At 69.0% G+C, this 25442-nt stretch carries 24 protein-coding genes; 7 read left to right on the forward strand and 17 right to left on the reverse strand.

The annotated features are described in order from the left end of the window. Nucleotides 1-96: 96 nt before the first annotated feature. The 3 genes from ptsP to E1H18_RS21630 form a co-directional block, all read right to left on the reverse strand. On the reverse strand, nt 97-2361 hold the full coding sequence (gene ptsP, locus E1H18_RS21620) for a phosphoenolpyruvate--protein phosphotransferase (protein WP_172272571.1): 2265 nt from the start codon (nt 2359-2361) through the stop codon (nt 97-99). Between the two features lie 243 nt (nt 2362-2604). Continuing rightward, nucleotides 2605-2949 carry a glycine zipper 2TM domain-containing protein gene (locus tag E1H18_RS21625; RefSeq protein WP_172272574.1) on the reverse strand — a complete coding sequence of 115 codons (345 nt, stop codon included), beginning with the start codon at nt 2947-2949 and terminating at the stop codon, nt 2605-2607. A 175-nt stretch (nt 2950-3124) separates the two neighbouring features. Then, nucleotides 3125-4060 (reverse strand): DMT family transporter, encoded by a 936-nt coding sequence (locus tag E1H18_RS21630; protein ID WP_172272825.1) that lies wholly within the window; start codon nt 4058-4060, stop codon nt 3125-3127. 147 nt (nt 4061-4207) lie between these two features. On the opposite strand from E1H18_RS21630, the gene E1H18_RS21635 reads away from it, so the two are divergent. Further along, entirely contained in the window at nt 4208-4582 is a 375-nt protein-coding gene (locus tag E1H18_RS21635) for a hypothetical protein (RefSeq protein ID WP_172272577.1), read from the forward strand. 7 nt (nt 4583-4589) lie between these two features. Here the strand turns inward: E1H18_RS21635 and E1H18_RS21640 are convergent, their stop codons facing one another. The 3 genes from E1H18_RS21640 to E1H18_RS21650 all read right to left on the reverse strand — a co-directional run bounded on the left by E1H18_RS21640 (nt 4590) and on the right by E1H18_RS21650 (nt 7278). Beyond that, nucleotides 4590-5324: an AraC family transcriptional regulator gene (locus tag E1H18_RS21640; RefSeq protein WP_172272580.1), complete on the reverse strand. Its 735-nt coding sequence runs from the start codon at nt 5322-5324 to the stop codon at nt 4590-4592. An 18-nt stretch (nt 5325-5342) separates the two neighbouring features. Then, the gene (locus tag E1H18_RS21645) at nt 5343-5807 is read right to left on the reverse strand and encodes a hypothetical protein (RefSeq protein WP_172272583.1); all 465 of its coding nucleotides are present in this window, start codon (nt 5805-5807) and stop codon (nt 5343-5345) included. Between the two features lie 223 nt (nt 5808-6030). Beyond that, nucleotides 6031-7278, reverse strand: a complete 1248-nt coding sequence (locus E1H18_RS21650; protein ID WP_172272586.1) for an aspartate kinase — start codon at nt 7276-7278, stop codon at nt 6031-6033. A 168-nt stretch (nt 7279-7446) separates the two neighbouring features. On the opposite strand from E1H18_RS21650, the gene ubiG reads away from it, so the two are divergent. The 3 genes from ubiG (at nt 7447) to E1H18_RS21665 (ending at nt 9754) form a co-directional block, all read left to right on the forward strand. Next, a complete protein-coding gene (gene ubiG, locus E1H18_RS21655; protein WP_172272589.1) occupies nt 7447-8208 on the forward strand; it encodes a bifunctional 2-polyprenyl-6-hydroxyphenol methylase/3-demethylubiquinol 3-O-methyltransferase UbiG in 762 nt (253 codons plus the stop codon). A gap of 125 nt (nt 8209-8333) precedes the next feature. Then, nucleotides 8334-9344 (forward strand): glycine zipper domain-containing protein, encoded by a 1011-nt coding sequence (locus E1H18_RS21660; protein WP_172272592.1) that lies wholly within the window; start codon nt 8334-8336, stop codon nt 9342-9344. Between the two features lie 110 nt (nt 9345-9454). Then, complete coding sequence (locus E1H18_RS21665) at nt 9455-9754, forward strand: glycine zipper 2TM domain-containing protein (protein WP_172272595.1); 300 nt, start codon at nt 9455-9457, stop codon at nt 9752-9754. Between the two features lie 79 nt (nt 9755-9833). Here the strand turns inward: E1H18_RS21665 and E1H18_RS21670 are convergent, their stop codons facing one another. The 7 genes from E1H18_RS21670 to E1H18_RS21700 form a co-directional block, all read right to left on the reverse strand. Next, entirely contained in the window at nt 9834-10346 is a 513-nt protein-coding gene (locus tag E1H18_RS21670) for a DUF6702 family protein (protein ID WP_172272828.1), read from the reverse strand. A 2-nt stretch (nt 10347-10348) separates the two neighbouring features. Beyond that, nucleotides 10349-12811 (reverse strand): M1 family metallopeptidase, encoded by a 2463-nt coding sequence (locus E1H18_RS21675; RefSeq protein WP_172272831.1) that lies wholly within the window; start codon nt 12809-12811, stop codon nt 10349-10351. 64 nt (nt 12812-12875) lie between these two features. Further along, nucleotides 12876-14873 carry a TonB-dependent receptor gene (locus E1H18_RS21680; protein WP_172272598.1) on the reverse strand — a complete coding sequence of 666 codons (1998 nt, stop codon included), beginning with the start codon at nt 14871-14873 and terminating at the stop codon, nt 12876-12878. A gap of 41 nt (nt 14874-14914) precedes the next feature. Continuing rightward, nucleotides 14915-15349: a DUF1178 family protein gene (locus E1H18_RS21685; RefSeq protein WP_172272601.1), complete on the reverse strand. Its 435-nt coding sequence runs from the start codon at nt 15347-15349 to the stop codon at nt 14915-14917. Between the two features lie 5 nt (nt 15350-15354). Continuing rightward, on the reverse strand, nt 15355-16182 hold the full coding sequence (locus tag E1H18_RS21690) for a carbon-nitrogen hydrolase family protein (RefSeq protein ID WP_172272604.1): 828 nt from the start codon (nt 16180-16182) through the stop codon (nt 15355-15357). Next, complete coding sequence (grxC, locus tag E1H18_RS21695; RefSeq protein WP_172272607.1) at nt 16179-16433, reverse strand: glutaredoxin 3; 255 nt, start codon at nt 16431-16433, stop codon at nt 16179-16181. The genes E1H18_RS21690 and grxC overlap by 4 nt, the downstream gene beginning before the upstream one ends. A 25-nt stretch (nt 16434-16458) precedes the next feature. Then, complete coding sequence (locus E1H18_RS21700; RefSeq protein ID WP_172272610.1) at nt 16459-17235, reverse strand: ComF family protein; 777 nt, start codon at nt 17233-17235, stop codon at nt 16459-16461. Here E1H18_RS21700 and E1H18_RS21705 point away from each other — a divergent pair. Further along, nucleotides 17235-18146, forward strand: a complete 912-nt coding sequence (locus E1H18_RS21705) for a methyltransferase domain-containing protein (RefSeq protein WP_172272613.1) — start codon at nt 17235-17237, stop codon at nt 18144-18146. The genes E1H18_RS21700 and E1H18_RS21705 overlap by 1 nt on opposite strands. Here the strand turns inward: E1H18_RS21705 and E1H18_RS21710 are convergent. Together E1H18_RS21710 and mutT are read right to left on the reverse strand one after the other, a co-directional pair. Next, nucleotides 18143-18295 carry a Flp family type IVb pilin gene (locus E1H18_RS21710; protein ID WP_241736133.1) on the reverse strand — a complete coding sequence of 51 codons (153 nt, stop codon included), beginning with the start codon at nt 18293-18295 and terminating at the stop codon, nt 18143-18145. The two genes, E1H18_RS21705 and E1H18_RS21710, sit on opposite strands and share 4 nt — an antisense overlap. Then, a complete protein-coding gene (gene mutT, locus E1H18_RS21715) occupies nt 18292-18696 on the reverse strand; it encodes an 8-oxo-dGTP diphosphatase MutT (protein ID WP_172272619.1) in 405 nt (134 codons plus the stop codon). The genes E1H18_RS21710 and mutT overlap by 4 nt, the downstream gene beginning before the upstream one ends. A gap of 406 nt (nt 18697-19102) precedes the next feature. On the opposite strand from mutT, the gene E1H18_RS21720 reads away from it, so the two are divergent. Beyond that, nucleotides 19103-20596 carry a DEAD/DEAH box helicase gene (locus E1H18_RS21720; protein WP_172272622.1) on the forward strand — a complete coding sequence of 498 codons (1494 nt, stop codon included), beginning with the start codon at nt 19103-19105 and terminating at the stop codon, nt 20594-20596. Nucleotides 20597-20754: 158 nt separating this feature from the next. After that, entirely contained in the window at nt 20755-23022 is a 2268-nt protein-coding gene (locus E1H18_RS21725; protein ID WP_172272627.1) for a sensor histidine kinase, read from the forward strand. Nucleotides 23023-23152: 130 nt separating this feature from the next. Here E1H18_RS21725 and E1H18_RS21730 read toward each other — a convergent pair whose 3' ends face one another. Both E1H18_RS21730 and E1H18_RS21735 read right to left on the reverse strand, forming a co-directional pair. Beyond that, complete coding sequence (locus tag E1H18_RS21730; protein ID WP_172272630.1) at nt 23153-24694, reverse strand: hypothetical protein; 1542 nt, start codon at nt 24692-24694, stop codon at nt 23153-23155. After that, complete coding sequence (locus E1H18_RS21735; RefSeq protein WP_172272633.1) at nt 24691-25431, reverse strand: ABC transporter ATP-binding protein; 741 nt, start codon at nt 25429-25431, stop codon at nt 24691-24693. Before E1H18_RS21735 ends, E1H18_RS21730 begins: the two co-directional genes overlap by 4 nt. Nucleotides 25432-25442 lie beyond the last annotated feature (11 nt).

Here is a 25442-nt window from a genome sequence, read left to right on the forward strand (position 1 = left end):
ATCGCACGGAAGTCTTAACAAGTGTTTGTGGATATCAAACTAAGTAGCCGGATTCAATGTACTAAACAGTGACGCTTGGTTAACGGCAAGGTTTTGTCACACGGCTACGTAGAGCTTGCGCGCCAAGGTTTCGATCTCGCTGCGCAAGGATCCGCCAGCGCCCTTCAGTAGGGCCTCGACGTTGCGGCGCGCGGCCTCGCGATCCAGCGACAGGACCATCTGCTTGACCGGGCCGATGCCGGCCGGCGGCATGCTAAGCCCTTCAAATCCCAGAGCGACCAGGGCGAAGGCCTCCAGCGGACGACCCGCCATTTCCCCGCACACGGACACCGGCGTGCCGGTGTCGGCGCAGGCCTGCTGGATGGTCTTCAGCGCCCGCAGGGCGGCCGGCGACAGCGGGTCATAGCGGTCCGAAACCTTCGGATTGCCCCGATCGGCCGCGAACAGGTACTGCATCAGGTCGTTGGTGCCGACCGAAACGAAGTCGGTCATGGGCAGAAGTGCGTCGAGATGCCACAGCAGCGACGGCGCCTCGACCATGGCCCCCACGTCCAGGCGCGAGGGCGCGGGCCGGCCGCGCTTCTGGGCCCAGGCCACTTCCTGGTCGACGAACGAGCGCGCGGCGCGGAACTCGTCGACATTGGCCACCAGCGGGAACATCACCTTCAGCGGCCGACCGTTGGCGGCCTTGATCAGGGCGCGGATCTGCATGCGCAGCAGGGCCGGACGGTCCAGGCCCATGCGCACGGCCCGCCAGCCCAGGGCCGGATTGTCCTCGCGCTCCAGCTCCATGTACGGCAGCAGCTTGTCGCCGCCCAGGTCGAGCGTGCGGAAGGTCACCGGCATGCCGTTGGCGGCCTCCAGCACCTTCTCATAGAGCGCCGTCTGGGCCTCCAGGCGCGGCAGCTCCTCGGCGACCATGAACTGGAACTCGGTGCGGAACAGGCCGATGCCCTCGGCGCCCGTCTCGGCCAGGATGTCCAGGTCGACGGCCAGGCCGGCGTTCATCAGAAGCGTGATCTTGGCGCCGTCCTTGGTGATCGGCGGCGTGTCGCGCAGGCGGGCGAACTCGGCCTTGCGCTGGGCGCGGACCTCCATCCGGGCCTTCAGCGCCTTGACCACGTCGACGCGCGGCCGCAGCCAGGCTTCCTGCGTCTCGGCGTCGACCACCACGGGGTCGCCCTCGCTGACGCGGTCGCGCAGGCCGGCCAGGCGGCCGACGCACGGGATGTCCAGCGCCCGGGCGACGATGCCGGCGTGGCTGGCGGCCGAGCCTTCCTCGAGCAGGATGCCCTTCAGCTTGGTGCGGTCGTATTCCAGCAGGTCGGCGGGCCCCAGGTTCCGGGCGATCAGGATGGCGTCGTCGGGCAGCTGGCGCACGGCGTGGACGTCGCCCGACAGGTGGCGCAGCAGCCGGTCGTTCAGGTCTTCCAAGTCGTGCAGCCGCTCGCGCAGATAGGGGTCGCGGGCCTGGCCCAGGCGGGCGCGGTGCTCGGAGCGCACGCGTTCGACCGCGGCCTCGGCGGTCAGACCCGAGCGCACGGCCTCGTTCAGCGACCGATTCCAGCCCCGGTCATGCGCGAACAGGCGGTAGGTTTCCAAGACCTCGTATGACGCGCCGACCAGGCCGTGCTGGCCTTCCAGCATCTGGTCGATCTGGGTCTGCAGCGCCTCGATGGCGTAGGAGAGCCGGGCTTCCTCGGCCAGGGCGTCGTCGGACAGCAGGGTCTCGGGGACCACCGGCTGCTCGTGCAGCACGGCCACCCCGTACGCCAGACCCTCGGCGAAGCGCGAGCCCTTCAGCCGCTCGGGCTTGTGCGGGGCCAGCTCGACGTCCTTGAGCTCGTCGGCGCCCAGCAGCTCGCTGGAACTGACCATCTCGGCCAGCACCATGGCGATGATCTGGAGGTCCTCGACCTCCTCCTCGTCATAGTTGCGCTCGGTGCGGTTCTGGACGACCAGCACGCCGATCGCCCGCCCGCCGCGCAGCAGCGGCACGGCCAGGAAGGCGTGGTACGGGTCTTCGCCGGTTTCCGGGCGATACGAGAACGACGGGTGGCTGGCGGCGTCCGACAGGTTCAGCGGCCGGCCCAGACGCATGGTCTCGCCGACCAGACCCTCGCCCGGCATCATCCGCGTGACGTGGACGGCTTCGGGCGACAGGCCCTCGGTGGCGAACAGTTCGAGATCGCCCGACGCGCGGCGCAGATAGATCGAGCAGACCTCGGCCACCATCGACACGGCGATGGTGCGCACGACCATGTCGAGCTTGTCCTGGGCGGGACCGCCGCCGGCCATGGCCTCGCGGATCTGCCGAAGCAGGCTGCGGGGTCCTCGAACGGCGATGCCGGTTGCCGCCATGTGCCTGCAGCGTGCTCCCTAGGTTTCGAAGGAACGGTCTAGCCCAGCTTGTGAGGCCGTGGGTTAAGACCGCTCAAGTCTCAAGATTGGGGCTACCGCAGATTTCGCAATGGCGATAGCCGCCGCGTCAACCGAACGACGATTAGGTGAGCGCGCACGAAAAAGCGCCGCCCGGTTGAAACCAGGCGGCGCAGTCATGCTCGCTAGGGGAGGGATCGGAACGCTAGCGAAGCGAAACCGGGCTTAGCGATAGTAGCCGTAGCGGCTGTTGTAGCGGTCGTTGCGATAGCCGCCGCGGTCATAGCGGTTGTCGTAGTAGCGGCTGTTTTCGTAGCGGGGGTTGCTGCGATAGCCGTAACCGTAGCGGTCCTTCTTCTTGGCCGTGGTGGCGCCCAGGGCGGCGCCGGCGACGGCGCCGATGGCGACCGCTTCGGTCTTGCCGTCGCCGATGGCGGCGCCGGCGACACCGCCGATCACGGCGCCCAGGATGGCGCGCTCGGTCTTGCTGGCGGCGAAGGCGGCCGAAGCGGGGGCGACCAGGGCGCCGACGGTGGCGACGACGATCGCGGTCTTGGTGAACTTGTGCATGACAGTCTCCTTTTCCGGTGGCGTCGCCCCCAAACAGTTCTGGGCGGCGCTGTTGATGTCCGTTGTAAGGGGGCCTGCCTGAACCCGACTTGAACCGCGCCGTTCAGATTCCGGTCATGTTGAAAAAAGTTTGCCCCTTCCGTTTCCCCGGCCTTCGCCGGGGAAACGGGTTTGGTTAGGCCAACTCCACCTTCGGCCGATGCAGCCGCACCGACCAAACCACCCCGGCCAGCATCAGCACGATCGCCGCCGTCTCCAGCCCATGCGGCCAGCGGCCCTCGTGCAGGAAGCCGTACAGCAGGGCGAACAGGGTTTCGAACACGATCATCTGGCCCGACAGGCTGAGCGGCAGGTAGCGGCTGGCGGCGTTCCACAGGCCGTTGCCGATCACCGAGGCCCCGATCGCCACCGCGAAACTGACCATCCAGAACCAGCCCCAGGCAGAGGGGACATGCGCCTTGCCGCCCAGGAAGAACGCCGGGACCAGCACCAGCGACAGCAGGCCCGTGGCCACGCCGGTCAGCAGCGACCACTCGTGGCTGGTGAACTTCGGCGTCGCGGCCAGGCGGCGGGCGTTCCAGACGGCGTAGACGGTCCAGACCCCCAGGGCCAGCAGCGCGCCCAGCAGGCCGATGAGCTGCTTGCCCAGGCCCACGCCCTGGTTCTGGGTGAACACCGCCACATTGATGCAGACCCCGCCGGCCACGACCAAGGCCAAGGGCGCGATCAGCTTGCGGATCGGAACCCCCTCCCCCGGCTTCGCGCCGAGCAGGGTCACTGTCACCGGCAGCAAGCCAATGACCAGCGAGGCCAGGGCCACGCCCGAGGTCTGCACCGACACCGCCAGGCCGACGTAGTAGATCAGGTTGCCCAGCAGGCTCAGCAGGAAGAGGTCGCGCCAGTCACGCCCCTCCATCTTGCCCATCACGGTCCGCCACACCGGCGCCAGCAGCGCCACCGAGGCCAGGCCGTAGGCGATGTAGCGCCCCGCCGTCATCTGCAGCGGCGTGAAGGCGTCCAGCAGCTTGGGAGCCAGGAACACCCCGCCCCAGAACGCGCCGGCGACCAGCCCGCACAGCAGGCCCAGGAGAAGATTGCGGGAGGTGTTCATCGCCAGCGGATTAGCAGGTCGCGCCAAGCGGGGCTTTGGCGAAAGCTGCTGAGCCTTTGGCGAATGCTCCTGACCGCTCGCCCGCCAGTTGACTCCCAGGTAGAGCGATGAGCTAATTCAATCTCCGGTATATCACAGGAGGGTAGAATGAAATCTCGCCGTGAATTGGTTTTCGGCGCCGCAGGCGTCGGCGTGGGTGCGCTGATGGCAGCCACGGCCGCCCAGGCCCGGACGCTGTCGGCCAGCGCCTCGCCCACGATCGTCGACGTGACGGATTCGAGCTATTCGGCGCCCGTCACGGTCACCGTCAGCGGCGGTGTCGCGCCCTACAGCTACCTGTGGACGCAGGTTTCGGGCTCGACCAACATCATGATCTCGGATCCGACCAGTCCGGTGGTCGAGTTCGGCTGGGTCGGGCCGTTCAACGGTCCGCCGCGCCTCTCGGGCTGGGTCTGCCATGTGACCGACGGCGCCAACGAGACCGCCAGCACCGGCGTCGTGCGCGCCGCCTACAGCTCCTGAAACCCGCCTAGGTCCGACCCTTGCGCCATGCGGCCGGGGTGACGCCCAGCGTCGCCTTCATCCGCTTGGTGAGACCGCTTTGATCGCCGTGCCCCGTGCGTACGGCGATCTCGGCGATCGACAAGGCGGTGCCCGCAAGCAGCCGTTGCGCGGCGCGCAGGCGCGCGTCGCTCAACGCGCCGTGTGGGGTGGCGCCATAGGCTTGCGAGAACTTGGCGAAGAAGCGGCTCTGGCTCATGCCGGCCTCACTGGCCAGGTCACGGACGGTCAGCGGCTGGTCATAGCGCGCCTCGATCATCGCCGCGGCGCGCGCCAGGCGCGGGTCCACGGCGATCGGGCCCGCGGACAGACCGCGCAGCAACAGCGGCGTCCAGAGACCGGCGACGCCGTCGTCGACCCCGCCCGGAGCCTCGCCCGACAGGAACGACAGCAGGCCGTGCACGGGTCCGGTCACCGAGGCGAACGGCCTGTCCCGCAGGCGCTCGAAGGGTCGCATCAGCGAGTCGCCGATGTCGGCCACGACGAACAGGTTCTCGCCGTCGGCGGCGCAGACATGGCGCGTGCCCGGCGGAATGACCGCGGCGCTGCCGGGATCGACCCGGCCGCCCTTGCCGTCGATCTCGATCTCAAGAACCCCGCGGCGCGGCAGCACGATCTGGTCGAAGTCATGGGCGTGCGAGATCGCTTCGACGCTGTAGCGACGGAAAGACAGCTCGGCCGGGGCGGTCAGGTGGTGACCCATGACCTCACTATAGCGCGATCAGCCGTGCCCCGGCAGGGCCAGGGGCTCGTCGGCGTCCTGCACCAGGCGGCGGGCCTGCTGGAGGGCGGCGTCGATGTCGGTCTCGATGAACTCGACCTCGAGGTCGGTCAGCGGGTGCGGCGCGGCGATGACGTTGCGCAGATAGGCGCGCTTTTCCAGCGCGTTCATCGTCCACCAGCCGACGGTGTGACCTTCCTCGATGACCGCGTCGCCCATGGCCAGCAGGTCGTCGGTGTCGAAGATCGGCTGGCCAGGCTTTTCGGGGAACCACTGACCGTCGTCCGGCAGGGCCTGGTCCAGCTGGTTGAGCAGCGCGGCCAGCCAGGGGCTGATCAGCAGCGGCTTCTCGTAGCCATCGCCGAACTTGGCGCGCAGCAGCAGGTCGTAGAGCAGGTCGAGACCGGCGTCGCCGTGGAAGGTGACGGTCTTGGCGTCGGGATCGAACTTGAAGACGTCGGGCATGGGGAATCTCGGGAGCTGTGCGGTCGCCTTCTTAACGTCAGAACACGACGTTTGGACAACGGCGTTTGAGCGCCCCCTCCGTCTCGTCGCCTATCGGCGCCGATCCACCTCCCCCGCTTCGCAGGGGAGGAAGAGGCCGGTTCTCCTCACCCGTGCAACGGGGGAGGTGGCGCGCTGCGGATACGCAGCGTGACGGAGGGGGCGTCCCTCCGTCCTGAGAGCCTTACAGCTGGTCCAGCCCGTACACCGCGTGCAGCGCCCGCACGGCCAGTTCGGTGTAGGCCGCGTCGATCAGGACCGAGATCTTGATCTCCGAGGTCGAGATGACCTGGATGTTGATGTTCTTCTCGGCCAGGGCCGCGAACATCGACTGGGCGACGCCGGCGTGGCTGCGCATGCCGACCCCGATCACCGAGACCTTCGAGACGTCCTCGTCGACGGCGACGTCCTCGAAGCCGATCTCGGCCTTGGCGGCCTGGACGATCTCGACGGCGCGGGCGGCGTCGCGCTTGCCGACCGTGAACTCCATGTTGGCGGTCTCGGCGGTGCGCGCCCGCGACTGCACGATCATGTCGACGTTCACATTGGCGTCGGCCAGACGGCCGAAGATCTGCGAGGACACGCCCGGATGGTCGGGCAGGCCCAGCAGGGTGATCTTGGCTTCGTCGCGGCTATAGGCGACGCCCGAGACGATGCGCTTTTCCATGATTTCTTCCTCGTCGCAGACGACCGTACCTTGACCGGGGGCCTCCCCGGGTTCGACGAAACTCGACAGCACCCGCAGCGGGACGCGATGGGCCATGGCCATCTCGACCGAGCGGGTCTGCAGCACCTTGGCCCCCAGCGAGGCCATTTCCAGCATTTCCTCGTACGAGATCTTGGCCAGCTTGCGGGCCTTCTTCTCGATGCGCGGATCGGTGGTGTAGACGCCGTCGACGTCCGTGTAGATGTCGCAGGCGCCCTTGACGGCGGCGGCGATCGCCACGGCCGAGGTGTCCGAGCCGCCGCGGCCCAGGGTGGTGATCCGCTGGTTGCTGGTCACGCCCTGGAAGCCGGCGATGACGGCGATCTCACCGGCCGCGAAACAGGCTTCCAGATTGGCCGGCGGAATGTCCTCGATGCGGGCGCTGCCATGGGCCTCGTTCGTGAGGATCGGCACCTGCCAACCCAGGAACGAGCGGGCCTTGTGACCCATGTTGCGCAGGGTCATGGCCAGAAGGCCGGCCGTGACCTGCTCGCCCGAGGCGACGATGGCGTCGTACTCGTCGTCAGACTCCGGAAGACCCGCCGCGGCGCGTCCGGCGCCGTCGGTCCAGGCGACCAGCTCGTTGGTCTTGCCCGACATGGCCGACACGACCACCGCGACCTGCTTTCCCGTCGCCACTTCGGCGGCGACCAGGCGCGCCACACGGCGGATGCGCTCCAGGTCGGCCACCGAGGTGCCGCCGAACTTCATCACCAGACGTGACACGTCCTTGGTACCTCGACACTTGGTTATTTCTTGCGCCCGCGCGGGCAGATCGCTCCCCCTCGCGCAAGCCCCGGCCTTCTAGCGGGGGGATGGCGCAACGGCAATGTCGCGGCGGTGTCTTTTTTCACGGATCGTGGCGAGAGGAACCGCGCGTGATAGACAAGCCCCATGACTCAAGCCGCTGAAGCCGCCCCCTCCTCCTGGAGCATCGACCCCGCCGACGTGGCGCGGTTCTCGGCGATCGCCGCCGAGTGGTGGGATCCCAAGGGCAAGTTCGCGCCGCTGCACGTGTTCAATCCCTGCCGCCTGGCCTTCATCCGCGAGCAGGCGCTGGTGCGGTTCGGCCGCGACGGCGCGGCGCGTCAGCCGTTCCAGGGCCTGACCTTGCTCGACATCGGCTGCGGCGGCGGCCTGCTGTCCGAGCCGATGGCGCGCCTGGGCTTTGAGGTCACCGCCGTCGACGCCTCGGAAAAGAACATCAAGACCGCCGCGACCCATGCGGCCGAGCAGGGCCTGACCATCGGCTACCGCCCCGCCACCGCCGAGCAGTTGCTGGCCGAGGGCGCGGGGCCGTTCGACGTGGTGCTGACCATGGAGGTCATCGAGCACGTGGCTGATCCGGGCGAGTTCCTGCGCACCTGCTCCAAGCTGCTCAAGCCCGGCGGCCTGATGATCGTGGCCACCCTGAACCGCACGCTGAAGGCCCTGGCCCTGGCGAAGATCGGGGCCGAATACGTGCTGCGCTGGGTGCCGGCCGGCACCCACGACTGGAACCAGTTCCTGAAGCCCGAAGAGCTGCGCGCCTTCCTCAGCAGCGAGCCGGTCGAGATGCAGGGCCCGTTCGGCGTGGCCTACAACCCGCTGACCGGCCGCTGGAGCCGTTCAAGCGACACAGACATCAACTACATGATGACAGTGACCAGGGGTTGAACCGTACGCCTTCCGGGAACTTCGCCGCTGCGCGGGCTTTCTGCTCGACAGGGACAAAGCACCCGGATTGACGGCCCGTGTCGGGGTCGGACGTCGATCCGTTCGAAAAGGGAACGGAGCCTCTCATGACTTCCAAGACGCTTGCAGCAGCGCTCGCCGCCACCGTGGCGTTCGGCGCGATCGCGCCCGCCGCCTTCGCTCAGGACTCGGCCTACCAGCAGAGCCTGCGCAACTACGACAACCAGCGCTCCAACTATTACGAGCGCGTGGCCGAGTATCAGGACCGCCAGGACGCCTATGAGCGCGACCGGGCCAACTACATGCGCACTCGCGACGACTATGACCGCCGCTATGGCCGCGGCGCCTATGACCGCCGCAATCCCAGCTATGCCGAGCGCTATCGCGTCGCCCAGTATCGCGACAGCGCCGCCTACTACGCCGAGCAGGCCGAGTTCGAGCGTGGCCGCGCCACCTACGAACGCGCCCGCTACGACTACGACCGCCGCTATGGCGAGGGCGCTTACGACCGCCGCAACCCGCGCGAGGCCGACCGTTTCCGCATGAGCGGGGTGAGCCAGGCCTCGGGCTATGACGCCAATCGCGACCAGTGGGAGCGCGATCGCGACCGCTACACCCGCGCCCGCGACGACTATGACCGCCGCTATGGCTACGGCGCCTATGACCGCCGCAATCCGGGCGAGGCCAGCCGTTACGGCGCACCCTACGCCGGGGCCGTGGGCATCGACACCAGCGCCAGCGTCAACTATCGCGACGACTGTCGTCAGGACGCCAAGAAGAACGCCACCGTCGGCGGCGTGATCGGCGCCCTGGCCGGCGCGGCGCTGGGCTCGAACGTCGCCGCCCGCAACGCCCGTCCGGAAGGCACCGTGCTGGGCGCCCTGGTCGGCGCAGGCGTCGGCGCGGCCGTGGGCAACGCCTCGGCCAAGTGCGACACGCGCGGCAACTACTACAGCTACGACCAGACCCAGCCCTATCGCTATAGCGACGGCCGCTACGCCAGCGCCAGCGAACGCTGCCGCCTGGCCCCTGCCCCGGCCGAGTACAATGGCCGCGTCGAGAACCGCTACGTCCGCGTCTGCCCCGACGCCGACGGCCGCTATCGCGTCGAAGGCTGACGCGTCCCCAGGCCGACGGTCGAGTTTCCGACTTTGATTGGAAACCGGCCGTCAGCTTGGGCGTTTAGGTCTCGAGGGATCGAAAATAACAAACGATCGGAGAGCTCGTCATGCGCCCCCGTATTAAAGCCATTGTCCTGGCCACCGCTGTCGCCTTCACCGCCAGCAGCGTCGCCATCACTGCCGCCGAAGCCCAGGGCCGTCGCGAACGCGTCCTGGTCTGTAACAAGTCCAAGGCCAAGAACGGCGCTATCATCGGCGCGCTCGGCGGCGCCCTGGTGGGCAACACCGTCGCGGGCCGCGGCAACAAGACCGAAGGCGCCCTGCTGGGCGCCGGCGTCGGCGGCCTGGCCGGTCACGAGATCGGCAAGGGCAAGAAGAAGTGCCACTACGAGTACCGTTATCGCTAACGGCTAGCTCGGCACTGAGCCTTCAGAAGGGCGTCGGACTCGAAGGGTCCGGCGCCCTTTCTGCGTTTGGCCTCAAGCCCTAAGGCCCGACCGCGTCGAGGCTCTGGGGCTGCCAGGCCTCGCCCGAGGCGAACACCAGGGTGCGGGTCGTGCCCAGGCGGCGGATGTTCACTTGGTTGACCTCGTCGTCATAGACGTCGGCGAACATCGCCGCCCGCACGGTGATCTCGGCCCTGACGTCGGCGGGCGCGACCTGGCCGGCATATTCGAAGCGGACCTCGTCGGCGCCCAGGGTCATGTCCTTGAGCGCCAGATCGACGGCCTGGCCGTTCACCGCCACCCGGAAACTACGCAGCATGTAGGTCTTCAGCGCCGCGATGGCGTCGGGATCGTCCAGGCTGGCCTGGGCGTTCGGCGCGATCAGGGCCAGAGCCGGCTCGGCGTCATGGGCGGGGATGCGGTGCGTGACCTTCATCCCGCCGGTCTTGGCGTCGATCTCCACGACGCTCAAGGCGCCGTGGCCGCGGTGCGCGGCCGCCGGCAGCGGGGCGAGCACAAGGCCCGCCGCCGCGATCAGGACGGCCGCACGCATCGTCACTTGGGGGCTTCGTCCTTCTTCGGCTCGGCCGCCGGCGTGAAGTCCAGACCACCCGGCTCGACCTTGACGTTGGCGTCCTTCATCCGGTTGGCCGTTTCCGGCGCCTTCTGGATCTTCAGCGTCGTGGGCGTGATGGCGCCGTCATAGACGTTGTTGCCACGGTCGGCGTCGGCGGTCTCCCACAGCGGGTCGATCTCGGCGCCCTTCAGGTCCTTGGCCGAAACGTACTGCCAGGTGACCTGCTTGGAGTTCTTGCGCCAGATCTCAGCCGGGATGCGGACGGTCTCGGACGTGCCATCGGTGAAGTCCATCTTCAGGATCACCGGCATCACCAGCCCGCCGATGTTGCGGAAGGTGAAGCGGTAGAAGTTGTCCTTGGTCGACTGCGCGGCGGCCTCTTCCGGCGTCAGGTCGTCACGCGCGGTCTTGGCCTTCTTGCGGGCGCTGTCGAAGACGGCGAACTGGTCGTTCTTGTCGTAGAAGTCGCGGGTCTTGGGATCGCGCTCGACGACCGTCTGCCCCGTATTGCGGCTGGCGGTCAGCGAAGCCGGCTCCTTGTCGTTTTCGCCCCTGCGGACCCCGGCCTCGACGTCGGGATCGCCGCTGTCGATGCGGGCGCGCACCACCTTGTCCAGCGAGATGTCGACGTGGTCGGTCGAGTAGAACCAACCGCGCCAGAACCAGTCGAGGTCGATGCCCGACGACTCTTCCATCGTGCGGAAGAAGTCGTACGGCGTCGGATGCTTGAAGCGCCAGCGGTTGGAATATTCCTTGAACGCGCGGTCGAACAGCTGGCGGCCCATGATCGTCTCGCGCAGGATGACCAGCGCGGTGGCGGGCTTGGTGTAGCCGTTCGGGCCGAACTGGATCACCGAGTCCGACTGGGTCATCAGCGGCACCTGGTCCTGGCTGACCATGTACTCGACGATGTCCTTGGGCTCGCCGCGACGGGCGGGGAACTTCTTGTCCCACTGCATCTCGGCCTGGAACTCGAGGAAGCTGTTGAGGCCCTCGTCCATCCAGGTCCACTGGCGCTCGTCGGAATTGACGATCATCGGGAAGTAGTTGTGGCCGACCTCGTGGATCACCACGCCGATCAGGCCGTACTTGGCGCGCTCGGTATAGGTCAGCTCGCCGGTCTTTTTGTCCTTCACCGGCCGCGGGCCGTTGAAGCTGATCATCGGATATTCCATGCCGCCGACCGGGCCGTTGACCGACTGGGCGGTCGGGTACGGATAGGCGAAGGTGAAGTCCGAATAGACCTTCAGGGTGTGGGCGATCGACTTGGTCGAATAGGCGTCCCACAGCGGCCGCGCTTCCTTGGGGAAGAACGACATGGCCATGACCACCGGGTGCTCGGCGGGGCCGTCCTGCTTCACGCCCAGGGCGTCCCAGACGAACTTGCGCGAGCTGGCCCAGCCGAAGTCGCGGACGTTGCTGGCCTGGAAGACCCAGGTCTTCTCGGTCGTGGCCTTGCCCTTCTCGGCGGCCAGGGCCTCCTCGGGGGTGACGACATAGACCGGCTCGGCGGCGGTGCGGGCCTTGGCCAGGCGGTCGCGCTGGGCGGCGCTCAGCACGGCGGCGGGGTTCTGCAGCACGCCGGTGGCCGAGACCACGTGGTCGGACGGCACGGTCAGGGCGACGCGATAGTCGCCGAACTCCAAGGTGAACTCGCCAGACCCCAGGAAGGCCTTGTTGTGCCAGCCTTCATAGTCGGAATAGACGGCCAGGCGCGGGAACCACTGGGCGCCCTCGTAGATGCAGTTGCCGTCCTCGCCCTTGCCGGTGAAGCACTCGTAGCCGCTGCGGCCGCCGATCACCTTGTTCTCGATCATCGGCAGCGACCATTCGATCACCAGCTTGGTCTCGCCGCCGTTGCCGCGCACCGCCTGGGGCAGGTCCACGCGCAGCAGGGTGTCGACGACGGTGAAGGTCAGCGGCCGGCCCGAGGCGTCCTTCACCGACTTGATGGTGAAGCCGCCTTCCCACTCCTTGAAGCGCTGGATGCGGCGCAGCTGGCCCAGGCTGATGCTGTCGCCCGAGACGGTCTCGGTCAGCTTGCTGATCGAGTCGCGCTTGGCGTCCTGGTCCAGCAGCAGCCACAGATAGGGCAGGCTGTCGGGCGAATTGTTCTTGTAGGTGATGGTCTCGCGACCGGTCAGCAGCTTGCTGTCCTCGTCGAGGCGGACGGCGACGTCGTAGTCGACCTTCTGCTGCCAGTAGCGATAGCCCGGCGCGCCGGCGGCGTTGCGATAGTCGGTCGGGGTGGGCCAGTCCTCGCCTTCCAGCTGGCGGAACTTGTCGTCGAAGGGCGCCTTGGTCTGCTTGATGGCGTCGGCCTGGGCGACCGAGACGAAGGTCGCGCCGGCGAGCGCGGCGGCGATGACGCCGGCCACGGCGTAGCGGATAGAGCGCTTGGACAAGTTCGGAAAGCCCCTCGGAAAACCCGGTACCCGGATGAAACCCCGCGCGGACCTTGGCGAGGGGACGGGGGGAAATCCACCCCCAATTTCGCGGGTCTGATCAGAAATTGATCTTCAGACCCGCCCGAACCGCGCGCGGTTCCACCGGGTGGAAGTGGACGTCGTCGACGCCCTGCGCCGGCTCGCCCGGCAGGCGCGAGGCGTAGGCATAGGCGATGTCGTCACGCTGGCTGCCGGTCAGGTTCAGCACCTCGACCATCAGGCTGGCCTTGCCGAAATTCTGCACGAACAGGGCGTTGACCAGGCTGGTCGGGCGCGAGCGCACCGAATTGTCCTCGATCAGCGGGGCCGCGCCCAGCCGGCGCCAGGTCAGGGAGAGGGTCGAGCCCTGGCGCAGGGTCCAGCTGGCTCCAGCGCTCATCACCGAACTGACGGCGTTGGGAATGCGGTCGCCCTCGGCCGGATCGCCGGTGAAGCGGGCGTGGGTGGCCGCGTAGGAGCCCGTCAGGTTCAGGCCCGGCAGCGGACGCCAGTCGGCCAGCAGCTCGATCCCTGCGCGCCTGGTCCCGCCGCTGGCTTCGGTGAAGCCGGCGTCGCCGACATAGACGAGCTCGGACTGCACCTTCAGCGCCCAGGCCGCCGCCGTCAGCATGAAGTCCCCGCGCTTCCAGCGCAGGCCCAGCTCGGCGCCGTCGGCGGGCGACAACAGCGGCGCGCGCTCGGCTGGATCGCCGGTGATCGGATCGACCGTGATCACCGCCCCGCGGGCGTCGTTGGAGTGGAAGCCGCGCCCGGCGTCGGCATAGAGCTCGAAGGTCTTGGACACCCGCCAGGCCAGGGCCAGCTTGGGGCTGACCAAGAGGTCGCTGACCTCGCCGGCGTTGCGCGGGTCGCCGGCGTCGACGTCCGCGCCCATCGCATCGGCGCGCAGGCCGAAGGTGGCGTCCAGCTTGCCGAACGACTTCGACGCCTCGCCCCACAGGGCCGTCGACCATTCGGTCAGGGCGTCTTGGCGAACGGTCTCGCGGCGCACGCGGGCCGTGGTGCGATAGAGGCCGACCTTGCCGATGTCGTCGACCCGGGCGGTGACGCCGGTGCGGGCGCTCCAGCCATCGCCCAGGGTCCAGCGCTTGGTCAGCGCCCCGCCATAGATCCAGCGCTGGTCGGCCTGCTGGAACTGGTCGCCATTGACCGGATCGTCGAGGAAATAGGTGAAGTTCGAAAAGAGATCGAGCTTGTAGCGCTGGACATAGACCACCGTATCCAGGCCACGCAGCAGGTCGCGGCGGCGGGCCGACAGGATGTAGCGCGAGGAGCTGCCGCCATCGGTCGTGTCGATGGCGTCCAGCCGGCCCAGGGTCCCGGCCTCGACCGCGCGGCGCGGGATCTGGTCGGTGGCGTTCCAGTCGGCGTCATAGGCCAGGGCGGTGATCGACCAGCCGCCGACGATGGCCCGGCCCAGCAGGTTGATCTTCTTGAGGTCCTCGGGCGTCGACCAGGCGCCGCGCGTGGTCGACAGGTCCGCGGCGACCATGAAGTCCTGGCTCAGCGCCTTGGAGCCAACGGCGCGGTAGTAGTCGTACTGGCCGGCCCAGGCCTGCAGGCCGTCGCCGTGCAGGTGGTCGGCGGTCTCGAAGGCTACGGCCCCGGCGGTGGCGAAATCGCCGCTCTCGGCCGAATAGGGCCCCTTCTTGAAGCCGATGTCGTGGACGAACTCGGGGGTGAGGATGTTGAGATCCAGATAGCCCTGGCCGTGGCCGTGGCTGGGCAGGTTCAGCGGCACGCCGTCCAGCGAGGCGGCCAGGTCCGTGCCGTGGTCCAGGTTGAAGCCGCGCAGGAAGTACTGGTTGGCCTTGCCCGCGCCGGAGTGCTGGGTGGCGACCAGGCCCGGCACCGCCTCGATCAGCTCACCCGGGCGCAGCAGCGGCCGCACGGCGAAGTCGGCATAGGCGATGCGGCCCTCGCTGGCCGAGGTCGCGCGGCCCAGATCATTGGCGCGCCGGCCCCAGACCGAGATCGGCTCGACGTCCTGGGCGTAGGCGGCGACGGGCAGGCAGGCGGTCAGCAGCAGCGCTGCGGAAAGACGATAGAACCCCATGCGGCGTCATAGGGCCTGGCCGCGGCCAAGCCAACGCCCCGCTAGTTCACATCCGTCTTCTTCGGCGCGGCCGGCGGCAGCGGGGCGACCCTGACGCCGTCCTCGACCAGGGCCTTGACCTCGGTGGGCGAGGCCTCGCCGTAGATGCCGCGCTCCTCGGAGGTCCCTTCGTGGATGGCGCGGGCCTCCTTGGCGAAGGCGTCGCCGACATAGTCGAAATTGTCCTCGACGTGTCGGCGGACCTCGCCCATGGCCGTCATCATCATCTCGCGCATCTTCGGGTCGATCGCCGGCGACGCGCTCTGGGCCTTCGTGCCCGCCACGGCCGGGGCCATGATCTGCTTGCGCACGCCGCGCGAGCCGCAGATCGGGCAGTCGACGAGGCCGCGCGCCGACTGGTCGTCATAGTCGGACGACGAGCCGAACCAGCCCTCGAATTCGTGGGCCTGGTCGCACTGGAGGGCGTACTTGATCATGTGCCTTACGGACCGGCGAAGGGCCGGGCGTTCTGGAGGGCCGGGATCGCCGCGCGCGCCGACAGGGCGGACGGCAGGTCGAGGTCGGCCATCAGCACGCCGGGCTCGTCGTGGTCAAGCTGGGCGATGATCTCGCCCCATGGCCCCACCACGATCGAGCGGCCCCAGGTGCCGCGGCCGTCCTCGTGGAAACCGCCTTGCGCGGCGGCCATCACGAACGAGCCGGTCTCGATGGCCCGGGCGCGCAGCAGCACTTCCCAATGGGCCTCGCCGGTCGGACGGGTGAAGGCGGCCGGGACTGTCAGCACCGTCGCGCCGGCCAAGGCGAGCGCGCGGTGCAAGGCCGGGAAGCGCATGTCGTAGCAGATCGACAGGCCGAACTTCGCCAGCGGGGTGTCGACCACCACCGCCGCGTCGCCGGGCTGGTAGGCGGCCGATTCCCGCGCCGTCTCGCCGGTCGGCAGGTCGACGTCGAACATGTGCAGCTTGTCGTAGGTCGCCACGATCGCCCCGGCCGGGTCAATGACCACCTGGCGGTTGGCCGCGCGGCCGTCGCCGTCCGGGCGCGTCACGAGGGCCGAGCCGACATCGATCCAAGTCCCGGTCTCGGCGGCGATGGCGCGCAGGCCGTTTACCACCGGATCGTCCTCGAGAGACGTCAGGGCGGGCAGCAGCTTGGCGCGGTCCTTTTGAACCACGTTGGTGCATTCCGGCGTCAGGACGAACTGAGCGCCCTGCCCGATCGCCTCGCGCACCAGCGGCGCGACATGCGCCAGCGCCGCCGCGTGCGTGGCCGGCGTACGCGTCTGAATCAGGCCGACTCGCAGGCTCATGCGGCGAGCAGGCCGTCCAGCTTGCCCTCGCGCTCCAGCGCCATCAGGTCGTCGCAGCCGCCGATGTGGCTGTCGCCGATGAAGATCTGCGGGAAGGTCGTGCGGCCCGAACGGGTCATCATTTCCTGGCGCAGGGCCGGGTCCATGCCGGCTTCGATCTCGTTGAAATCGACGCCCTTCTCGGTCAGCAGAGCCAAGGCGCGGGCGCAGTAGCCGCAGAAGGGACGGGTGTAGAGAGTGACTTGGGCCATGATCCAGCTCGACTGTGGAGCGACCTCATATAGGACGCGCTTGCGTTTCTGTAACGCGGGCGACGACCGATAGGCTCACGGAAGCCGCGCCTGCGGCCAGAAGCGCCCGCGCGCAGCCCTCGGCGGTGGCGCCGGTGGTCAGGACGTCATCGACCAGGACGATGCGCCGCCCCTCGATCTGTTTGCGCTTGCCCGGCGGCACGGCGAAGGCGGCGGCGACGTTGCGCTTGCGGCCCGAGGCCGACTTGCCGCCCTGGCTGGCGGTGTCGCGCTTTCGGATCAAGGCGTCGGGCAAGTACTGAATCCCCGCCGTCCGGGCCAGCGGCCGGGCGATCTCGGCGGCCTGGTTATAGCGACGGGTCAGCAGGCGGGCGCGGTGGACGGGCACCGGGACCACCGCATCGGCCTCGCCCAGCAGCTCCGCGCCGGAACGCGACAGCCAGCGGGCGAACAGACCCGCCAGGTCCGTTCGGTCGGCGTGCTTGAGCTTCAGGATCAGGTCGCGCGAGTGCTCGTCATAGACGCAGGCCGCTCGCGCTCGCCCGAACGCCCGCGGCTTGGCCAGGCACGACAGGCACCGCTCGGCCGACGCGTACGACATCGCCAGGCCACAGCCGTCGCAGACCGGATCGTCCAGGAAGGTCACCCGCGCGAACGCCGCCGCGGTTAGCCCGCCGCTCAGCGCCGCCTCCCCGTCCAGGCTGGAGGGCGGCAGCAGGAGATCCAGAAGCGACCGCCCAAGACCCCTAAGATGAGGCCGCGCTTTCCATCCCGGTTCGGAATCGCCATGTTCCGCGCGCAATGACCGCCTCGCCCCTGCTCTTCGACCGAACCCTGCACCGCCAGCGCCTCGACCGCGCCGCGCCCGACTATGCGTCCGCCGACTTCCTGAAGGCCCGGGCGGCCCAGGACGTGGTCATGCGGCTGGAGACGATCCTGCGACGCTTTCCGGTCGCCGTCGATCTCGGATCCAGAAACGGCAGTTTTTCCAAAGCCTTGGCCGACAGCGACGCGGCCGCCAACATCGACGTGCTGTTCGAGACCGACCTGTCGGCGAAGATGCTGGCCGGACGGCCGGGCCTACGGGTCGCGGCCGACGAGGAGCGCCTGCCATTCGGCGACGACACCCTGGATCTCGTGGTCTCGACCCTGGCCCTGCACTGGACCAATGACCTGGTCGGCGCCCTGATCCAGGTCCGTCGGGCGCTGCGGCCGGACGGCCTGTTCATCGGCGCGATGTTCGGCGGCGCCACCCTGACCGAGCTGCGCCAATGCCTGCTAGCCGCCGAGGCCGAGGTGTCGGACGGCGCGGCCATGCGCGTCTCGCCCTTCGCCGACGCCAGCGACGCGGCCGCGCTGCTGCAGCGGGCGGGCTTTGCCTTGCCGGTGGCGGACGTGGATCGCGTCAAGGTGCGATACGCCCATCCGATCAAGCTGCTGCAGGACCTGCGGGCCATGGGCGAGACCAGCGTGCTGCTGGACCGCTCCAAGAAGCCCCTGCCCCGCAAGGTGCTGCTGCGGGCGCTGGAGCTCTATGTCGAGAGGTTCGCCGAGGCCGACGGCCGGGTGCCGGCGACGTTCGAGATCGTGGCCGTCACCGGCTGGGCGCCGCACGACAGCCAGCAGAAGCCGCTGCGTCCCGGCTCGGCCAAGATGCGGCTGGCGGATGCCTTGGGAACGACCGAGCAGTCGACGGGCGAGAAGCCCGGCTAGGCCATCTTCCCCGACAGCTTGGTGAAGACGCCATTGAGGTTGCCGCCCAGGGCGCCCAGGGCGCTGATCAGCATCACGCAGATGACGGCGACCATGATGCCCAGCTCGACCGCGGTCGCGCCGGAGCTGTCAGCCCAGAAAGCGCTCAAAGAACGTCGCGCAGCCACGCGACCAGGGGCTCGTCCGCGGGGGGCATCGGATAGTCCGAGAGTTTGTCGGGCTTCACCCATGCCAGCGCCTCGTGCTCCTTGCGCGTCACCTGGCCCTCCCAGCGACGCAGCAGATACAGTGGCATCAGGAGGTGAAAAGACTCGTAACTGTGGGATGCGAACACGAACGGGGCGAGGCACGCCTGGGCGACCTTGATCCCCAGCTCCTCGTCCAGCTCGCGGATCAGGCATTCCTCGGGGGTCTCGCCCGGCTCGACCTTGCCGCCCGGAAACTCCCACAGCCCGGCCAGTTGCTTGCCCTGCGGCCGCTGGCAGATCAGCACCCGCCCATCGACATCGATCAGGGCGGCGGCGGCGACGAGAACGGTGGGCTTGCTCATGACGGCGGGTGTGGCGTGACGGAATGTCGCTGGCAAGCCCCGAATAGCTGCTCCCCCGCGATGCGGGGGAGCTGTCGCGGAGCGACTGAGGGGGCGAGCTGGATATGGGCCGAGTTGGCCCCCTCCGGCCCTCTGGGCCACCTCCCCCGCATCGCGGGGGAGGATCCGTCTTTCCCACAAAACTTGACTTCCCCGCTCGGATAACCGATATCCGCCCCGCGCCACCTTGGCGCTATTGGCGCTCCAGCCGCGTGAGGGTCCGTTTCGGACCAGCCTGTCGAGCGCTTTGAGAGCTTTCTCATCAGATCGCCCGTGCACGCGGGGCGCTCCCCGACCGACTAGCCGAATGGGCCAGCCGTGCGAGGACGCATGGGCTGTCTTTCGGCGCACGAAAGACGAAACACCCGTGACTCAATTTGCTGACCTTGGCCTGGCCAAGCCGCTGCTGAAGGCCCTTGCCGAAAAGGGCTACAAGGAGCCGACCCCGATCCAGGCCCAGGCCATTCCGGTCGTGCTGCAAGGCAAGGACCTATTGGGCATCGCCCAGACGGGCACCGGCAAGACCGCCGCCTTCGCCCTGCCGATCCTTCAGCGCCTGGCCGAAGACCGCAAGCCGGCGCCGCGCCGCGGCTTCCGCTGCCTGGTGCTGTCGCCGACCCGTGAACTGGCCACCCAGATCGCCGAGAACTTCAAGGCCTACGCCGTCCACATGGGCCTCAGCGTCCACACCATCTACGGCGGCGTGAAGTACGGCCCGCAGATGAAGGCCCTGGCCGGCGGCATCGACGTTCTGGTCGCCACCCCGGGCCGCCTGATGGACCACATGGCCGAGAAGTCGGCCACGGTCTCGGGCACCGAGATCTTCGTCCTCGACGAAGCCGACCAGATGCTGGACCTGGGCTTCGTGGTCCCGATCCGCAAGATCGCCAGCCAGCTGACCAAGAACCGCCAGAACCTGTTCTTCTCGGCCACCATGCCGTCGGAAATCGGCAAGCTGGCCGGCGAGCTGCTGAATGATCCCGTACAAGTCTCGGTGGCGCCGCAAGCCACCACCGTCGAGCGCATCGACCAGCGCGTCCTGTTCATCGAGGCGCAGCGCAAGCGTCCCCTGCTGGCCGAGATCCTGGCCGCGCCGGGCGTCGAGCGCACCATCGTCTTCACCCGCACCAAGCGCGGCGCCGACCGGGTGGCCAAGTATCTGAACGCCGCCGGCATCGAGGCCGCCTCGATCCACGGCGACAAGACGCAAGGCCAGCGCGAGCGCGCCCTGGCCGCCTTCAAGGCCGGTGAGATGCGGGCCCTGGTGGCCACCGACATCGCCGCGCGCGGCATCGACGTCAACGACGTCAGCCACGTCATCAACTACGAGCTGCCCAACGTGCCGGAGGCCTATGTCCACCGGATCGGCCGCACCGCCCGCAAGGGCAAGGACGGCATCGCCATCAGCTTCTGCGCCGATGACGAGCGTAACCTGCTGAAGGACATCCAGAAGGCCACCCGCCAGACGATCCCGTCCTTCGACCGTCGCAACGACAAGCAGCTGGCCGCGGCCGCCGCCGTCGCCGACAAGCTGGCTCCGGCCGAGAAGTACGTCGATCCGCGCAAGGCCGACCCGCGCAACGACGTGCCGTCGGAACTGCGCCGCAAGCGCAACCGTCCCGGCGCCCGCAATGGCGGCAATGGCGGCGGCGCCGGCGGTGGCGCCAAAGCCGCTGGCGGTCGCTCCGAGGGCGGACAGAAGGCCCAGGGTCAGGGCCGTCCCGGCGGTCAGGGCCAAGGTCGTGGCGGGCCGCAAGGCCAGGGCCGCAACAAGCCGAAAGGCAATGGTCCTCAGAACGAGTTTCGCGGCCCCAAGCGCGACGCCGCACCCGCGGAAAAACGCTGGTCGCCCATCGACTGAACCATAAGCAATTCCAAGAGTTTGAAGCCCGGTGCGACAGTTCGTCGCGCCGGGCTTTTCTTTTGCGCCTATGTCGGAGTCCGCCTTGTGCCAAGCCCGACGATGGGTCCACTTTAGCTCTTGGGCCGATCGGTTGATCGGATGGGGGACCACAGGGAATGAGTGAGGGCAGGCCTCGCGCCACGCCTGAACTGACGCGCATTGCCGGCGGCGAAATGGCCGCGCGGGTGGCGTCGTTCGACTGGGCGAAAAGTCCATTGGGGCCAAGGGACGACTGGTCGCCCTGCCTGCGCCTGGTCGTCGACATGATCCTGGCCACCAACTTCCCCATGGCCGTGCGCTGGGGTCCGCAGTTGGCCCTGATCTATAACGACGCCTACGCCCTGTCCCTGCACGAGCGTCACCCCGAAGCCCTGGGCATGCCGTTCGAGGTCCATTCGCCGGACTTCCAGGAGACGCTGCGCCAGATCCACGACGACATCATGAGCGGGGCCAGCGGCGGCTTCGCCTTCGAGAAGCTGCCCCTGCGCCTCTCGCGCAACGCCGGCGAGAGCGAGGTGGCGTTCTTCACGGTCAGCTACAGCCCGATCCCCGACATCGCCGCGCCGACCGGCGTGGGCGGCGTGCTGATCACCGCGGTCGAGATCTCCAAGGCCGTCCGTACCGAGAAGACCCTCAAGACCACCCAGGATCGCTACGAGATGGCGCTGGAGGCGGCCGGCGGCGTCGGCGCCTGGGAGTGGGACCTGAAGGCCGACCGGATCTATGCCGATCCGCGCTATGCCGCGCTGCATGGACTGTCGGCGGACGAGGCCGAGGGCGGGCTGCCGCTGGACCGCTTCACCCCGGCCGTCCATCCGGCCGACGCCGAGCGCGTCCGCGAGCAGGCGGTCCTGGCCCTGCGCAGCGGCGGCGACTTCACCGAGGAGTACCGCTTGGTCCAGGCCGACAGCTCGGTGCGCTGGGTCTATGTGCGCGGCAAGGCCTATCTCGGCGCCGACGGCAAGGCGCAGCGCGCCGCCGGGGTGATGGTCGACATCACCGAGCGCAAGGCCACCGAAGCCGCCCTCGCCGCCGCCCGCGCCGGTCTGGACCTGGCCGCCCAGGCCGCCGGCATGGGCCGCTGGGACTACGACCCCGACGCCCGCACCCGCTACTGGGACCCGCAGGTGCGCGCCATCTTCGGCATTCCGGCCGACACCCCGGCCTCGGCCGAGGTGTTCGAGGCCCTGATGCACCCCGATGATCTGGCCATGGTGCAGGCGGCAGTCGCGGTGGCCACCGACCCGGACGGCCCCGGGACGATCAATCTGGAGTACCGCATCTATCGCGGCACCGACGGCGACCTCCGCTGGGTCGAGGTGTCCGGCCGGGCGTTCTTCGAGCGCGGGCGCTGCGTGCGCTTCGTCGGCGTGGTCTCCGACGTCACCGAGCGGCGCCAGGCGCTGGAGCAGCAGCTGCGCCAGGACGAGACCCTGCGCCTGGCCGTCGACGCCGCCGACGTCGGGGCCTGGGACTTCGACCTTCTGCGCGACGAACTCTCCTGGTCGCCGGGCTGCTACGCCCTGTTCGGCGTGCCGCAAGGCCAGCCGGTGTCGCTGGAGATGTTCTATCCGCTGGTCCATCCCGACGACCGGCCCCGCGTGCGCGAGGCCATGCGCCTGGCCCTGGATCCGGACCTTCGCGCCGACTACGCCATCGAGTTCCGGGCCATCAACCCCACCGACGGCGTCGAGCGCTGGATCGCCGTGCAGGGCAAGACCTTCTTCGGCGACGACGGCCGCCCCGAGCGCTTCGTCGGCGCCGTGGTCAATGTCACCGAACGCAAGCGGGCCGAGCTGCACCTGCGGCTGCTGGTCAACGAGCTGAACCACCGCGTCAAGAACAGCCTGGCCACCATCCAGGCCATCGCCAACCAGAGCTTCACCGACGGTCGCGCGCTGGACGACGCCAGAGCCGCCTTCTCCAGCCGCATCGTCACCCTGTCGGAAGCCCACGACCTGCTCACGCGCGAGAACTGGGAAGGGGCGGACCTGCACGACGTGACCATGCGCCTGGCCTCGCTGCACGGCGGCGCGGGACGCTTCACCCTGAACGGTCCGGCGGTGCGGCTGTCGCCCAAGACGGCCCTGTCGCTGTCGATGGCCCTGCACGAGCTGGCCACCAATGCGGTCAAGTACGGAGCCCTGTCGGCGCCGGAGGGCCGGGTCGAGATCGTCTGGACCCAGGTCGCCCAGCCCGGCGCGCCGCGCCTGGAGCTGATCTGGACCGAACGCGGCGGCCCGCCAGTGACCCCGCCCGAAAGCCGCGGCTTCGGCTCGCGCCTGATCGAGCGCGGCCTGGCGGCGGAACTGTCGGGCTCGGCGGACATCGACTTCCGGCCCGACGGCGTGGTCTGCCGGATCGAGGCGCTGCTGGAGGCGTAAGGCCGCAGAGCGCCCCCTCCGGCGCTTCGCGCCACCTCCCCCGCTTCGCAGGGGAGGAAGGTTTTCTCCTCACCCGCCTGCGGGGGAGGTGGATCGCTGCGGATACGCAGCGAGACGGAGGGGGCGCTCCCTACGCCGCCGCCCGCAACGCCGCGGCGATCTGCTCGTCCGTCCGGCGCAGGGCCATCATCAGCGCGCCGGCGACGATCAGCGGCAGGACCGCCCAGACCAGTAGGCCGGCGATCGCCAGCGCCGTGGCGGCGCCGATCAGCAGCGACACTGCGATCTCGGCGATGGCGACCAAGAGCGAACCGCTGCGCCGGCGGCGGAAGTCTGCGCGCTTGCCGGGCTTCTGGCGCCAGACATGAACGAGGCCCGCGCACCAGGCCGACAGCCCCGCGCCGATCGCGGTCCAAAGGCCGGCCAGCGGCTGATACCAGGCCAGCACTGCGACCGGGGCGACCAGCAGGATCGCCACCGGGATCAGAGCCGCCGCCAGCTTGGCCTGGCGCAGCACCTTCATCTGCGTTGGGGCGACGGCCAGCAGATCGGGCGCGTCCTCGGCCGACAGGGTGATCCAGGCCAAGCTCCCGGCCACCTGCCCGGCCAGGATGATCACCGCCGCCGCCGAAGCCGCCAGGCTGGCGGTCGGCAGAGTCCCGGCGTTGCGGGCCATGACCAAGGCCAGCGGCGCCAGATACAGCACTCGCAGCAAGACCTGCGAGAGCAGGGCCGCATCGCGCCGCATCAGCCGCAACTCCTTGCGCACCGTGGCCTGGAAGGCGCCAGCGGCGAAGGCGCGCGTCGGACCGCGGGCGGCCTTGCGGGTCTCTGCCCCTTGGGTGGCCGCGGCCGCATCGGCGAAGCGGCGGCCCAGCACCACGACGGCCAGGGCGAAGACCCCCGCCCCGATCGCCACCATGGCCAGCAGCGGCAGCGGCTCGCCCACCGCCGCCCTCAGCGGCAGGTCGGCGAAGGGCGGCGGCTGGATCCGGCCTTCCTTGGCGTCCAGCGCGATGCGGGCGATCAGGCTCTCGGACCTCTGCTCACCCAGCAGATTGCGGTACTGGCTGGCCAGGAAAAAGCCGGCGCCGATCAAGGCGGCCAGGATCTGGGCCACGGTTCGGGTGCGGCGCGGACCGATCAAGGCGAACAGCGCCATGGCCAGCAGCAGGCCGACACCCGTGGCGCACAGGGCCGCGGCGATCAGCACGACGAACACCGCCGCCCAGGCCGGATGGCCCAGCACGATCGACGGGGTCAGCAACAGCAGCGTCGGCAGCAGGAACCAGAGACCCGCATTGACCGCCAGGCCCAGCGCCCGGATCAGCAACACCCGTCCAGGCCTCAGCGGTGAGGAAAACAGCAGGTCCAGGTCCCCGCGCTCGTAGAGGGCGTCGGCCGAGGCCGCCAGCGTGCTGGACAGCATCAGGGTCAGGACCACCGCCAGGGCGAGGTCGGCGATCACCACCGCCAGCGGAACGATCGGGACCTCGATGTCACGCAGGGCCAGGCCCATGGCGACGCCGCCGACCAGGATCAGCACGCCCAGGATGGCGAAGGCGACCATCGCCCCCTTCGACTTGCGCCCAGCCCGGAAGCCCCGCCAGGCCAGCCGCAGCTCGTGGGCCAGCAGCCAGGGCGCCGAGGCGGGCCGGAACGGCAGGCTCACGTGTGAACCTCTGCCGTCAGTTGCAGGAAGACGTCCTCGAGGGTCTTGCCGCTAGCCTCGCCCGCCCGGCCGCGCAGCTCGTCCAATGTGCCCTCGGCCAGCAGGCGGCCGCCGGCGATGATGCCGATGCGGTCGGCCATGCGCTCGGCGACCTCCAGGATGTGGGTGGTCAGGATCACCGTACCGCCGGCGTCGACCCGCGCCTGCAGCATGTCCTTGACCAGGCGCGCCGCGGCGGCGTCCAGGCCCGTCAGCGGCTCGTCCAGGATCAGGAGCTTGGGATCATGGATCAGCGCCCCGGCCAAGGCCACCTTCTGCTTCATGCCGCGCGAGAAGCCCTCGCACCGGCGGCGCGCCTCGTCGGCCAGACCCAGGGTGGACAAAAGCTGCTCGGCCTTCGCCTTGGCCGTGCGCGGCTCAATGCTCCACAGGCCGGCGACGAACTCCAGATATTCCAGCGGCGTCAGCTTGTCGTAGATCATCGCCTCGTCGGGGGCCCAGGCGACCAGGGCCTTGGCGCCGGCGGGATCCTTCCGGGCGTCCACCCCGAAGATCGCGATCTCGCCCGCGTCCGGCTGGGTCAGCCCCGCCACCATCCGCAAGGTCGTGGTCTTGCCCGCCCCGTTCGGCCCCAGCAGCGCATAGAGCTCGCCGGCCCGCACCGTCAGGTCCAGATCCGACACTGCAGGCTTGGCGAAGGCCTTGCTCAGCCCCCGCACGATCAAGGCGTCCGTCAAACCGCTCTCCT

This window comes from Caulobacter sp. RHG1 (genome assembly GCF_013181195.1).
GTDB lineage: Bacteria > Pseudomonadota > Alphaproteobacteria > Caulobacterales > Caulobacteraceae > Caulobacter.